The sequence below is a fragment of the Flavisolibacter ginsengisoli DSM 18119 genome (assembly GCF_900129295.1).
Taxonomy (GTDB): Bacteria; Bacteroidota; Bacteroidia; order Chitinophagales; family Chitinophagaceae; genus Flavisolibacter; species Flavisolibacter ginsengisoli.
The window spans coordinates 79,424-92,696 of sequence record NZ_FQUU01000008.1 but is presented as its reverse complement, the minus strand read 5'-3'; the positions used below and the strand labels follow the sequence as shown (position 1 = coordinate 92,696).

14 protein-coding genes are annotated in these 13,273 nt (G+C 39.3%); 8 read left to right on the top strand and 6 right to left on the bottom strand.

Annotated features, from left to right (window positions below):
* Positions 1-2 precede the first annotated feature (2 nt).
* Positions 3-1,049 (bottom strand): agmatinase family protein, encoded by a 1,047-nt coding sequence (locus tag BUA53_RS10715; RefSeq protein WP_072835371.1) that lies wholly within the window; start codon positions 1,047-1,049, stop codon positions 3-5.
* Positions 1,050-1,369: 320 nt separating this feature from the next.
* Here BUA53_RS10715 and BUA53_RS10710 point away from each other — a divergent pair, with 320 nt between their 5' ends.
* From BUA53_RS10710 to bshB1, 4 genes are all read left to right on the top strand, one after another.
* A complete protein-coding gene (locus BUA53_RS10710) occupies positions 1,370-1,795 on the top strand; it encodes a cytochrome c maturation protein CcmE domain-containing protein (protein WP_072835370.1) in 426 nt (141 codons plus the stop codon).
* 6 nt (positions 1,796-1,801) lie between these two features.
* On the top strand, positions 1,802-4,378 hold the full coding sequence (gene ccsA, locus BUA53_RS10705) for a cytochrome c biogenesis protein CcsA (protein WP_072835369.1): 2,577 nt from the start codon (positions 1,802-1,804) through the stop codon (positions 4,376-4,378).
* Between the two features lie 139 nt (positions 4,379-4,517).
* The gene (locus BUA53_RS10700) at positions 4,518-5,186 is read left to right on the top strand and encodes a DUF4294 domain-containing protein (protein ID WP_072835368.1); all 669 of its coding nucleotides are present in this window, start codon (positions 4,518-4,520) and stop codon (positions 5,184-5,186) included.
* Between the two features lie 543 nt (positions 5,187-5,729).
* Complete coding sequence (bshB1, locus tag BUA53_RS10695; RefSeq protein ID WP_072835367.1) at positions 5,730-6,458, top strand: bacillithiol biosynthesis deacetylase BshB1; 729 nt, start codon at positions 5,730-5,732, stop codon at positions 6,456-6,458.
* Between the two features lie 97 nt (positions 6,459-6,555).
* On the opposite strand, the gene BUA53_RS10690 is transcribed toward bshB1, so the two are convergent.
* Entirely contained in the window at positions 6,556-7,059 is a 504-nt protein-coding gene (locus BUA53_RS10690; protein ID WP_072835366.1) for a hypothetical protein, read from the bottom strand.
* Between the two features lie 66 nt (positions 7,060-7,125).
* Positions 7,126-7,557 carry a GNAT family N-acetyltransferase gene (locus tag BUA53_RS10685; RefSeq protein WP_072835365.1) on the bottom strand — a complete coding sequence of 144 codons (432 nt, stop codon included), beginning with the start codon at positions 7,555-7,557 and terminating at the stop codon, positions 7,126-7,128.
* Between the two features lie 93 nt (positions 7,558-7,650).
* On the opposite strand from BUA53_RS10685, the gene BUA53_RS10680 reads away from it, so the two are divergent.
* The 3 genes from BUA53_RS10680 (at position 7,651) to BUA53_RS10670 (ending at position 9,967) form a co-directional block, all read left to right on the top strand.
* Complete coding sequence (locus BUA53_RS10680) at positions 7,651-8,460, top strand: class I SAM-dependent methyltransferase (protein ID WP_072835364.1); 810 nt, start codon at positions 7,651-7,653, stop codon at positions 8,458-8,460.
* A gap of 78 nt (positions 8,461-8,538) precedes the next feature.
* Positions 8,539-8,952 (top strand): hypothetical protein, encoded by a 414-nt coding sequence (locus tag BUA53_RS10675; protein WP_217652978.1) that lies wholly within the window; start codon positions 8,539-8,541, stop codon positions 8,950-8,952.
* A gap of 157 nt (positions 8,953-9,109) precedes the next feature.
* A complete protein-coding gene (locus tag BUA53_RS10670; protein ID WP_072835363.1) occupies positions 9,110-9,967 on the top strand; it encodes a dienelactone hydrolase family protein in 858 nt (285 codons plus the stop codon).
* Between the two features lie 78 nt (positions 9,968-10,045).
* Here BUA53_RS10670 and BUA53_RS10665 read toward each other — a convergent pair whose 3' ends face one another.
* Together BUA53_RS10665 and BUA53_RS10660 are read right to left on the bottom strand one after the other, a co-directional pair.
* Positions 10,046-10,489 (bottom strand): DUF5004 domain-containing protein, encoded by a 444-nt coding sequence (locus tag BUA53_RS10665; protein ID WP_072835362.1) that lies wholly within the window; start codon positions 10,487-10,489, stop codon positions 10,046-10,048.
* Between the two features lie 248 nt (positions 10,490-10,737).
* Positions 10,738-11,175 carry a hypothetical protein gene (locus BUA53_RS10660; RefSeq protein ID WP_072835361.1) on the bottom strand — a complete coding sequence of 146 codons (438 nt, stop codon included), beginning with the start codon at positions 11,173-11,175 and terminating at the stop codon, positions 10,738-10,740.
* Between the two features lie 289 nt (positions 11,176-11,464).
* Here BUA53_RS10660 and BUA53_RS10655 point away from each other — a divergent pair, with 289 nt between their 5' ends.
* Positions 11,465-12,502: a transglutaminase domain-containing protein gene (locus BUA53_RS10655; protein WP_072835360.1), complete on the top strand. Its 1,038-nt coding sequence runs from the start codon at positions 11,465-11,467 to the stop codon at positions 12,500-12,502.
* On the opposite strand, the gene BUA53_RS10650 is transcribed toward BUA53_RS10655, so the two are convergent.
* Positions 12,499-13,197, bottom strand: a complete 699-nt coding sequence (locus tag BUA53_RS10650; protein ID WP_072835359.1) for a Mut7-C RNAse domain-containing protein — start codon at positions 13,195-13,197, stop codon at positions 12,499-12,501. The genes BUA53_RS10655 and BUA53_RS10650 overlap by 4 nt on opposite strands.
* Between the last annotated feature and the right edge of the window lie 76 nt (positions 13,198-13,273).

The following is a 13,273-nucleotide window of genomic DNA, read 5'->3' as shown; positions in this document are numbered from 1 at the left end:
ATTTAAACCGGGTTGCTGGCTACCAGCAGGTTGCACAATTTAAATAAAACCCGGGCACCGACATTTGCATCCCAGTAATTCTCACTGGTACTTACTTCACTTAAATCAAATCCAATGATCTGTCGTCCGGACTGTAGTATCTTTTTAAATATATAAAATACCTGTTCTGTTTCAAACCCACCTTGTACAGGTGTACCTGTATTAGGGCAAAGCTTAGGGTCCAAACCGTCAATGTCAAAGCTGATGTATACTTTTTGAGGCAGCTGGCTCACAATTTCATCCACTACCTGCCTAAAGCTTTCACCTTCATATTGTCTTGCCCTGATATCAGCATCAAAATAGGTTTTTACCCTTTCTGAATTCTGTTTTATAAATTCATGCTCACCTTCAGAATAATCCCTTATCCCTACCTGAACAAGTTTTTGCAGTTGTGGCACTTCTTTCAGTGCATTGTACATAATACTGGCATGGGAATAAACAAACCCTTCATATCCTTCCCTTAAGTCGCAATGCGCATCAATTTGAATAATGCCAAAATCGCCATGTTTCTCACCAATGGCTTTCATAAAGCCCAGGGGTGTGCTGTGATCTCCACCAAGGAGAGCCACCAATTTACCTTTTTCTAAAAGTTCCCTGGTCTGGTGATAAACCCAATTATTTAAAAAGTAACCGCCCTCGTTAACTTCCTTCAATGTTTTACACATGAACTGGTTATTGGCCACAATATCACCTTTTGATATATAGTCTATATAAAGCTCAGCTTCTTTACGGAGGTAATCACTTTTTAACAGCACCTTACGGTCTGTCTCTTTCATAAAAAAACCTTGTTTCCAGCCATCGACTACCTCTGGATCAAATAGGTCTACCTGGAGGGATGCACGCATGATCTGCTCTGCGGAACGGGCAGTTCCTGCACCAAAACTCACGGTTACCTCCCATGGAATGGGAATGATCACCAGCCTGGCATCATCTTCAGAAAATGGGAGTCCAAAAATGTTATTGTTGGGGTTCCCGGCATCATTGGGATCAAAATTTGAAAGATCGGTCATGTTTGATAGTTAAAAGCGGTGCAAGATAGGAAGCTTTGACGTTCTTTTGCTATTCATGGCCCTATGCTTTAACTAAAGTGCGAAAGTTTAATGTTTCTTTTAGGTCAGGACAAAATACAGTTATACATACAGGTTTATTTCTAACCTATCCCATTATAGTTTTGTGAAAAAGGGTTTCAATTGAGCAATTAGGAACATGAACCGGGTGGGCGAGAACCTTTTTGCTCTAACTTTGCCAAGGCCACTTAGTGTAAACAATTTGGTGTCATAGCCCGTTTAAGTTACCAGAATGTTTCCTGGCTTAAAACAACTGTTCCGAGATGAAAAAAATTCATATTGTACTTTTACTCCTGGTCATCGGTGGTATTGTGGGCATGTCTTTTTTTATAAAAGACCTAACTACACAGGAAACTTTCAGCACAGCTTCCCAGAAAAAGGATTTCGTCGTTGTTAAGGTTCAACTGGATAAGAATACTCCCATTGAATATGACGGATTGAAAAATCCTAACCTCACCGTTTTTTATGCTACAGACCAGCAAGGTAAGCGCAGTAAGGTTGTCTATAAAAATGCCAAACCAACTGATATAGAAAAAAGCGATGGTATTGACCTTAACGGTTATATGCGTGATGGTTATTTTGAATGTACCAAACTGCAAATGAAATGCCCTTCTAAGTACAAGGATGATATGAAGGTTGCCCAGAAAAGTCTCCCAACAAGCGATAGCGCAAGTACAAATAAATATTGATCAGGAATGAATTTTATTGGTGAGCATTTATTGCCCGGCCAGTTAGGCCACTTCTTTTTATTGCTTTCTCTAGTTGCTTCTATTGGTGCCACAGTCAGCTATTTCTTAAGTGTGCAAAAAGGCGCATTCTATAATAATGCAGGGAATGCATTGAAAGGAACCGGAAGCCTATCTGTAAACACCGCCTGGAGAAAACTGGCAAGGATCTTTTTTATAACGGAAGCTATCTCTGTTTTTGCTGTTTTTGTCACACTGTTTTATATCATCAGTAATCACCTCTTTGAATACAAGTATGCCTGGCAGCACAGTAGTTTATCCCTCGAGATGAAATACTTGCTAAGCTGCTTCTGGGAAGGCCAGGAAGGTAGTTTTCTCTTATGGAGTATATGGCATTGTGTACTGGGGCTCGTCATCATTTGGCGGGAAAAGGAATGGGAAGGACCAGTGATGACAGTGATTAGTTTTGCCCAATTCTGCCTGGCAACCATGTTGTTGGGTATTAGTTTTTTTGGTTTAAAATCAGGTTCTAATCCTTTTATATTACTACGAAATTCCGGGGTTCTAGACAATGCACCGGTTTTCTATGGTGCAGATGGAATGATGCGCCAGGACTATCTTTCTCTTATTAAAGATGGCAATGACCTCAACCCTTTATTGCAGAATTACTGGATGGTCATTCATCCTCCTGTATTGTTTCTAGGGTTTGCGTCTACCATAGTTCCTTTTGCTTTTGCCATTGGTGGCTTATGGACAAAACGATTTACAGAATGGACAAAGGCAGCACTTCCCTGGGCTTTGTTTTCGGCAGGTATCCTTGGCCTTGGAATCATGATGGGTGCTGCATGGGCCTATGAATCCTTAAACTTTGGTGGATACTGGGCATGGGATCCGGTGGAAAACGCTTCGCTTGTCCCCTGGATGGTATTGGTGGCTGGTGTGCATACACTGCTTATATACAGGCACACCGGGAATGCATTACGTACAACGAACCTGTTCTTTATCCTTTCATTTCTGCTGGTTTTATATTCTACTTACCTCACACGTAGTGGCGACCTCCAGGAAACCTCTGTACATGCTTTCACCGGTGAAGGCATTACCAAATGGCATTTAAGGGGGCTGTTGCTCATATTTTTATTGCCTTCTTTTGTCCTGTTCTTCAAAAGGTATAAACACATTCCTTTTATAGCTAAAGAAGAAGAAGGTTCTTCCAGGGAGTTCTGGATGTTTATAGGCTCATTGGTATTATTCCTTTCAGCCATTGTCATTATTGCCATGACTTCGGTGCCCGTATTTAATAAAATCGCCGGGTTATTTACAGGCAATGATAAAACCTTTAAGGCCTTTGCCGTAGGAGAGGACGCTGCTTTTGCCTACAACCGCATACAGATCTTTGTAGCTATCATAATAGGTTCCCTTACTGCCATTGGTATGTATTTAAAGTACAAGACAACTGGCAAACCTTTCTTTAAAAAAATGATCATTCCTGCCATTATTGGTTTAGTGGCTGGTGGATTGGTACTGGCTTTTGGTAACATCGATTACCGGGAGCATGGCATTGGCTACCTTGGAGCCATTTGGCTGGCCCTCCTGGCTTCTGTTTACTCTTTGATAGCCAACGGCAGTTATATTTTTACCGGGCAAAAAGGCGTACTTAAAAAGGCTGGTGGGGCTATAGCTCACGTGGGCTTTGCCATGATGCTGACAGGTATTCTTATATCCTCTTCTAAGAAGGAAGTTATTTCACACAATACCACCGGCATCTTCCTGAATTTCGGTGAAGGGAGCAAAGAAAAGCCAGGTGAGAACCTCACACTGATCAAGGGTGTACCAACAAAAATGGGAGAGTTCACCGTTACATACGACAAGGACTCTGCACATCCCAAAAAACCATTGTGGTATTATCGCCTAAAATTTGAAAAAGACGGTAAAGAAAGCTTTTCCCTTGCGCCAAATGCATTTGTCAATTATAAGGGTAATGAAGGACTGATGGCAAATCCTGACGCCAAACATTACCTTACACATGATATATTTACTTATATAACTTCTCTTCCAGATCCCTCCAAGGCAAATGAGGATACAACTTCCTTTAAATCGAGGGAAGTGGCAATAGGAGATACAGTTTTCTATTCTAAGGGTTTTGCTGTGCTGGAAGATGTTTCATCAATTAAAAACATTCCAGGTGTGGAATTTGGTGCCAATGACAGCGCTTCGGTCGCTACAATTAAGGTCATTTCAAAGACCTCTTCCATTTTCACTATAAAACCAACTGTTATTAATCTTAAGGGAACTGTTTTTGCCCAACCCGATACGGTTCTCCAGGAAAGCCTGGTGATGCAGTTGCAAAAGGTTGACGGTAAAAAGATTACGCTTGGAGTGAAGGAATCTGATGCCATTATGCAATATGTTACGCTTAAAGCGTATAAATTTCCCTTTATCAACCTTCTATGGTTAGGGACATTGATTATGGTCCTGGGCTTTATGATCAGCATGGCCTGGCGCATCCAGGGCAACAGGAAAAAAACCAGTGGCAAAGAAAAGGGAGTAAAAATGGCTGGGGTCCAGGAAAAAGCTTTTGAAGTGTAAACTTTTATAGAAGTGACCTGGGGTAAATATCCTTAACCGGCAGCTTCAGACTTATATGGAAATTTAGCCTTTCTTAAACAGCATTTCTTTTAACTTGCTTGTCTGTTTTAAAAGGCCAGTTTCATTTGTATATTTAAGTATGCCCCGGATAATTTCCATACTCTTATTTTTTATCCTTGTTGGCACAGCACAGGACTGCAGGGCGCAGGAAGATTCTTCACATCCCAATCCGACCAAATGGGGTGTTAATGATACTATAGTAGTTCCGGCTATTTATTATAATGGAGAATGGATGCCATATGGTGAAATGGATATGGTCTATGTCTCTAAATTATCACCCGATGAACTAGCTAAGGTTCTGGCAGCATACAACAGGCTGCGTAATGCAGTATATGTTACACTTCCGTATGCTAAATCAGCAGCTACTATCATTAATGATGTAAATAGTCAACTGGTAGGTATCAACGCTAAAAGAGACCGCAAAGCTTACATAAAGTCGAGGGAAAAAGAACTCAAGGATAAATTCACAGAACCCCTTTCCAATCTATCGGTGTACCAGGGTAAGGTACTCATGAAGTTAATATACCGGGAAACAGGCAATAATTGTTACGAGATCATTAAGGATTACCGCGGTGGCTTCAATGCAAGATTATACCAGACGGTTGCCTTCTTTTTTGGAAGTAGCTTAAAGCAGGAATTTGACATTCAAACCAATCCTACAGATCGACAGATCGATGCCATAGTACAGGAGATCAATGGCTCATGGTATAACAATGCTTACAAGCCGGGGTATAGGCCGGGACGATAAGTGATAAGTAAAAAGTCAAAACTCAAAAGGCAAAATTGCGGTTGAAAGGTTGATTATCAAAGCTGGAAGGTATTGTTCTTGATACTTCATTAAACCCGGTAAATATTAGTACTACTTCCCACTCATAATTGCTTTTTTATTCTGCCACCAGGTTATTGAATTACCTGTATCCAGTTCATGGTCATTTGGCTTAAATGAATATATTCTTTCCATAAGACATTTTTTAGTTAAAAACGATAGACCATCAATATGAAAAATATCCCAATTATAAATTTAAAAAGTCTATCCCCAACGTTTGACCTGACTTTCCAACGCCTTTTTACCCCCTCTTTAAAGAGCCGTTACATAGGCGGCACAAAGCCGTTACATAGGCGTTACATAGCCGTTGCATAATTGAAGGACATTACCTCGATATAGTCCTACATTTTGGAATAAGATTACATTAAAAAGAAGCATTATTTATACTGTTATAGGGTTTACTTTTTTTGTCATGCTAACAACGCCCTTAAAATCAGGATATGGCAGTTTTCTTATCTTTCCGCCATGAAATTGGATGTATTAGCGGTAGGATCTCACCCTGATGATGTGGAACTGGGATGCTCCGGAACCTTGATCAATGAAATAAGAAAGGGAAAAAAAGTTGGCATTATTGATCTTACCCAGGGAGAATTAGGTACCAGGGGAACTATTGATACCCGGTACCAGGAAGCGGCTGATGCTGCCCGTATCATGGGTGTTTCGGCAAGGGAAAACCTGAAAATGCGGGATGGTTTCTTTGTTAATGATGAAGCCCACCAATTGGAACTGGTGAAAATGATTCGTAAATACCGGCCCGAGATCGTTATCGGGAATATCCTTGAGGATAGACACCCTGATCATGGCAAAGGAGGGTGGCTAACCTATGATGCCTGTTTTATTTCGGGCTTACGCCAGGTGAAGACTGAATATGAAGGAAAAGAACAGGAAAGATGGCGCCCTAAAATGCTATTGCATTATATACAGGATCGTTTTTTTGAACCTGACTTTATCATTGATGTAAGTGATGTGTGGGAGCAGCGTATGGAATCGATAAAGGCTTATAAAACACAATTCCACGATCCTAATAGTAATGAGCCACAGAGCTATTTATCAAACCCTGAATTTATGGAGGCCATAGTATCCAGGGCCAGGTTGCTTGGCAAAAGAATTGGCGTGAAGTATGGCGAAGGATTTATGTCCAAGAAAAGCATTGGCCTCACAGGATTGGATGCGCTGGTACTAAGAGAAACCTAAAGTACTTGAAGCTGTAAATTTTAACCTTACCAGGTTCATATATCCCTATGCTAAGTTTTCCGGGTACTGCCAGGCAATGACAGGTTATAATACCATTTTACTTTTTCCTGGTATAGTGTATTTGCCAGGAAGGCTTCCATGTCAGGCCTCCATCAACAGATGCATCCCAACTCCAATCGAAAGAATCGGGTTGGATATTATAATAAACCATGCGCATTTGTTTCTTGCCTTTAGGAGTTTGCATTTCACCTGTCTTTAAAATCATTTTTCCTTCTTCCATTGCGCCTGTAAGTGCGATGTAACCACCCTTGTTATCGACCCAGGTTTGATTCCATTGTTTAGTAGAAGGATTATAGACGCTCCAGCTTTCTCCATGGTAATTATTGTTTGGATCATAAAAGTTTTCATGCACCGTGCAGTTACCAAACTTTTTTTCAATGATATTGGTCCCATGAAGCGTATCGGCCCATGTAGCTGTCCAGCTACCTATCCAGAAATCAAACTGGGATGCACCAGGGGAAGCGCATGGAGCTGGAGAAGTGTTTTGCCCATAAACAGTAATTAAACAAATATTTGCAAGAAGGAGTAAGTAAAATTTCATAACAGCAGTTTGTATTAAACTTATCAAATATGGTGATCAATAAAAACGGATTATACATGAGTGGTATTACGAGAGTTGCTTTTTCATTTTATGGTGGGCAATACCAACTTCAAAAAACTCATTACCGGTAATTACATACCCGCTTTTTTCATAAAATCCAATTACAGGGTTTCGTGCATTCATGCTTAGTATTGAAAATCCATTCAGCCTGGCTGTCTGCTCCGCGAATAGTATGATTTGTGCTCCAATACCCTTTCCCTGGTGGTCAGGATGCACTGCCATTTGCCTAAGTTGAATCTGTTCATTATCAATGGGTGTCAAAATACAACAACCAATCATTTCACCCTGTTCCATTGCTGCTATCAATATATCATTCTTTTCTTTTTCCGGAACTATATAATGGGCAGGCACACCTATTGGTGAAAGAAGAGCTGTAATGCGGAGTTCTATCATTTTCCTGTATTCAGCAGTGTCCTGATTTATTATTTTTATGGTCATGGTGTGCTGTTCAAAATGCAAATGTATAGCTTTGCACAGGCCATAAAACAGACATTGTTTAAGTATGGTTTTTTGAAATAAAACTTCCTGGTTATGTCATCTCTTACAGCATTTGCAGGTTCTGTGCCTGCTAACTACGATAAATATCTTGGTCCCCTTTTATTTGAAACCTATGCGCTGGACCTGGTGGAAAGACTTCAAGCCAGGCATTTAAAAAATGTGTTGGAAATAGCATGCGGCACCGGAAGGCTAACACGGCACCTTCTATCCTTATTACCCAGTGATGGAAGTTTAGTAGCAACAGATCTGAATCCTGATATGATTGCTGAAGCAAAGTCTCATATAATCAATAATAGGGTTCAATGGCTGCAGGCGGATGCACAGCAACTGCCTTTTAAGCAAAACAGTTTTGACCATGTGATCTGCCAGTTTGGAGTTATGTTCTTTCCGGATAAAGAAGTGGCATTTAAAGAAGCATTCAGAGTTCTGGAAGAAGGAGGCGCATATATTTTCAGTGTGTGGGATAATATGATCTACAATCCCAGGGTTTTTATCTTAAATAAGGTTATGGATGAGCTGTTTAAGGATGAAGCTCCTGATTTTTTAAAAAAAGGACCTTATTCTTATTTTGATAAAGACGAGATCAGGGACAAGCTTTCAAAGGCAGGATTTGTAAACATCTCTATAGATGTTGTTATGAAGACAACAGAGTTAAAAAATGTAGATGATGTGGTCATTGGATTTGTAGATGGTTCTCCACTAAGTACTTTTCTTGCTAAAAAACCTGTTGATTTGCAGCAAGAAGTACGACATAAACTCCACGAGGAAATAAAGGCACAGGTTGACCAGTACGGTTCAGTCATGCCTCTGCAGGCTTTGTTAATACAGGCTATCAAAAAATGATCATTATAAGATCCTTCCGGGGTGCTAAAAATGGCAGGCACTATTTTGGTAGTTGCTAAGACATCAAAACCCATTTTTATGCGAATAGCAGATAAAGATCAATTGGATTCAACAAATGCAAAAGATACCAGGAGTGAAAAATATACTGAGGCAAATGACAGGGCCACAGAAATGACTGATATGGAAGTCTGCCTGAAACGCCTTGAAGCTAAAGGTTATACAGATCAGTTCAGGGTAGAAAAGGGAAAGCTGTTGTCTATAAAAGACAGTAAAAAGAAATACAAGTCTAAAGATGTTATGGCAGCCAATTTTTTTCGGTTTGAAGGGATTTCTAACCCGGATGATATGTCTGTGTTATATGCCATAGAAACAGCGGATGGCAATAAGGGTACATTAGTAGATGCTTATGGGTTATATGCAGATGATGATACAGGTGAGTTTATGAAAGAAGTGGAAATACATAAAAAAGTTACCCAGGGCAAATTAGATTAGTTTTTAGTGATCAAAAGATAGCCATGTGTTCCTTGAATGCATGGCTATTTTGTTGCTATAATGTATTCGTATAAATATATCCGTTATCAATTTATGGCAATTTCTGAACTTTGTAGCTTCCAGATCGTTATACAATAAAATCAAAAAAACCAACGGTATGAAATCTTTTTTCTTCCTTACATTGGCAGTCTCGATTGGTATGATATCTTGTAATGGCAATGCTAATCCTGATGAAAAGAATGCAGAGCAAAAGAAGGACAGTATGCAGTCACAACTATCTGATAGCGCAAACATCAAAGAAGAAGAAGTTGAATATACTGCCAACGGGACTAAATTAAAAGGGTATGTAACCTACGATGAATCAAAGCAGGGTAAAAGGCCTATTGTTCTTGTGGTTCCGGAATGGTGGGGAATAACTGATTACCCAAGGATGCGTGCCAAACAACTGGCGCAGTTGGGTTACCTTGCCATGACTGCGGATATGTATGGAGATGGAAAAATAGCTGATAACCCAGAAGAGGCGCAAAAAGCTGCCACTCCGTTTTATGCCAATCCAAAGATGGGCAAAGAAAGACTTGATGCGGCTCTTGCAAAAGCAAAGACCTATCCACAGGCTGATACTACCCAAACAGCAGCCATTGGTTATTGCTTTGGTGGTTCTGTAGTTTTAAATGCTGCTAAACTAGGCTCCGACCTGGATGGTGTAGTAAGTTTTCATGGTGGTTTGGAAGGTGTGCCTCCACGTAAAGATCTTTTGAAAGCTAAGATACTTATATGCCATGGGGGAGCTGATAGCTTTGTTCCACAATCACAGGTAGATGCCTTTCGTAAAAGCATGGATTCTGTAGGGGCTAGTTATACCTTTAAAGTATATCCTGGTGCTACCCATGCATTTACTAATCCTGATGCTACTAAAAAGGGCGAACAATTTAAAATGCCTATTAAATATAATGCTGCTGCTGATAGTGCCTCATGGAATGATATGAAGGCCTTTTTTGCCACTATTTTTCATTAAGGATAATATGGATAAATGCTTATGTAAAAGATTCTGATCTTTTACATAAGCATTTTCTTTTTTAATAGGCCTTATTAATCAGCGTTTGCTTAAGGTATAATTGATATTATAAGTTCTGCCATTGACATTAACCTGGTCATATCCACGAAGAGTATTTCCATCAAATTGAGTAATGCTTAGGTTGATGTCACCGGAGGGCATAGAAATATCAAGGCGGTTATTGGAAAGTTGCCAGCTCATATTTTCAATGGGCGCATCACATCCCTGTCTTGATTGACCATAACCATTCCGTTGAAAATTTAAAGAAATGTCTTTTTGGCAATAGCTGTAGGTGTCAAAAATATCTGTCTCTGTGTATCCATCATTATTCCAATCATAAGGATAATCAGAATATATGCCTGTGACTACCCATGTGCCTTCCATCTGGTTAACACTTGTAACAGTGTCCTGCCTGGTACAATTGGTAAGAACAAATAAACTGCTTAGCAGAAAGAAGGCTGGTAAAATTTTATTTTTGAACATACTACCGTTTATTTAAGGGTTGGTTAAAAGAATTAGACTTGTATTTAACCTGGTAGCTTAATGAATGTGCTCTCAATTACTTTTTTTAACATTCTGCCTTTCGTCAAAGCAACTACGACAAAAAGAAATGATCCTTACTTCCATTTAGCAGCCACATTTTATTGTTTCCAAAAACGTTTGTATAGCATGTATTAATAAATAAAAACCCCAGTCTTTGACTGGGGTCTTGGTTTATATGCAGAGGTATATTATTTATTGGAAGCCTGCAGCACATCCCATGTGCTTGTAGTTGTTTTTAAAATGATCTTTTTTGAACTGTCTTCAACTACAACAAAGTATTTAACATCTTCATTGTCTGTTAATTTATACACGTCTACCACAGTGTAATTGCTATAGCTTTTACGAAGATTAGCTTGTTGTTTTTTTGAAAGTTGGTTAATTGTTAGTGGTTCTGCTATTACCGTTAAATCGCCTTCAGGATTGAAATAAGCGTATTGTTTTTTGTCATCCAGGGTGAAGTCAGCTACATAAAATCCATTGGTCACAGACCAGGATACATTTTCTGCATCAGCAAACCTTGCCTTGAAAGATTGCATAATAGTGCTTGAAACTTTTACATCAGTGGCGAAACTATAAGTTGAGGCCAGTGTTAATACAAGTGTAAGGGTGATAATGATCCGTTTCATAAAATTAAGTTTAGGTTGTTTTTAAATTCTTTGTTTAAATATGAGACGTATTGTTCTCATTTCTGGTTACAAAGTTTATATGGAAATACTTCGAAGTAAATAGTAAGATGGACGAAATGCCGATTTTTACGTATGAAGCATGTTAAAAACATTAACAGGCAAATACTACTGCCGGTCATCTTTTTTAAAGACCATTTATAAGCCTCATCAGGACTTGTTAAAATCTTAAGTAACTTTAAAATAAGCCTGAAATTGCAATACAATCATAAATGAACGGGGTTAAGGACTTATGAGGTTTTTGTTAAGCATATGGTTTATGTGTATTATTGGAACAGCCGGAGCACAATCTCTTTCGAACTATAGCAATATAGACTGGAGGGTAGGCAGTATCGATGCGCCAACACCTGATTCCTTATCAAAGCTTCTAATAGCTCCGTACACAAAGGATGTAGATAAAGTACGGGCTATATTCAGTTGGGTGGCACAGCATATATCGTACAATACATTTGTAATCAGCAGCCAGAGAAGAAATGGTTCGTCAAAGTACTCAGTCGAGCCAGAGGACACTACCATGGAATGGAAATCGGCAATTGAGATGACGGCTATAAAAGTGCTTAAAAAGAGAATGGCAGTTTGTGATGGCTATGCGAAGCTTTTTAAAGCCTTATGCGATCATGCAGGTTTGCGCTCAGAAATAATTTCCGGTTATGCGCGTGGGTATATGCAGGGAAACAGAAAGTTTAGTTCCAACCATTCATGGAATGCGATAATGATTGATAGTGCTTGGCACTTATTGGACGTTACCTGGGCTAGCGGCTATTTTACTTATTCCGATCAATATGTGCAACGCCTTAATGACACTTATTTTCTTACTCCGCCGGAACAATTTATTCGTGATCATTACCCCGAAGATTTGTATTGGACGCTAATGGACAACCCACCTTCCATACCTGAATTTCGCAAAATGCCTTTTCATTGTAAATCTTTTATAAAGTACAGTATTGGCGAAGTTTCTCCTTCTAATGGTATTGTGGAAGCATACCTGGGCGACACGGTACATATTGAAGTGAATATTACCAACAAATCGAGGGATAAACATATATCTCCTGATCCCTTTTTTGATTCTTCAATTATTGAAAGAAATGTCAATGAAGTTTATCTTATGGCATCTGATAGCACGCCTCACAGTTTGAAATATTCCTTCCGGGTAAATACACCTAATGTGCAATGGATAAATGTGATGTATAACAATGATGTGATTATGCGTTACAGGCTTGAATTGAAAAGCGCATTGGCTGCAAGAACAAAAGAATGGGGCAGGAATTAAATAAAATCCTTTACCTGTTGTAGCATCCTTTCATAATGTGAACCCTTCCAGTATACCTTTTTACAATCCTGGCATTGGAAAAATTCATTGTAAAAAAGTTGTGTACGGGAAGGTAAAAGGTTCAGCACATTTATTTTTTGAACTGTATGAAGAAGTCCATTGCAAAGGAGACAACGCGAAAATGGCTGTACGCTTTTTTTTAATTGATACCTGTCGAAGACTTCTTTCAATTGCCTGAAAGAATTTTGTGACCGAAGCCAATATCCCCATACTACTGCTCTTTGTTTTAATAGTCCTATATCCCGGGTAAGGACGATCCTTTGCTCTATTTTTATGAGGTTTATAATTTCCTTATCCAGGTATTGATTATCATACCATACATCGAAACCCAGCAACCTTAGCAAACGGGCTAATTTTCCTAAATGCACATCAAGGATAAATTTCAGGGGCACATCTACCATTTGATCAAAAGGAAACACCTCTATAAAAGATGTGTTTTCTAAAGGTTCAGATAGTGAAACAATTTGCCCGTTAGCCTTTATTTCACCAATTTCCGGGTGAGGGACACCTATTGCTTCTATAGCATCTTTAAGGGTGGGATGGCCTGAATATGAATACTTGATAATTCTATCCCTGTCCGGCAGATACATAAAATCATTAAGATTTCCATGGAATTTAAAGCTGCTTATATTCATATGGGCTTTCTATAGTAAACTTACACACAATAGGGCAGCAGGTTTAAAAGTTTCCATTTCAGGTATTGAATGAGGG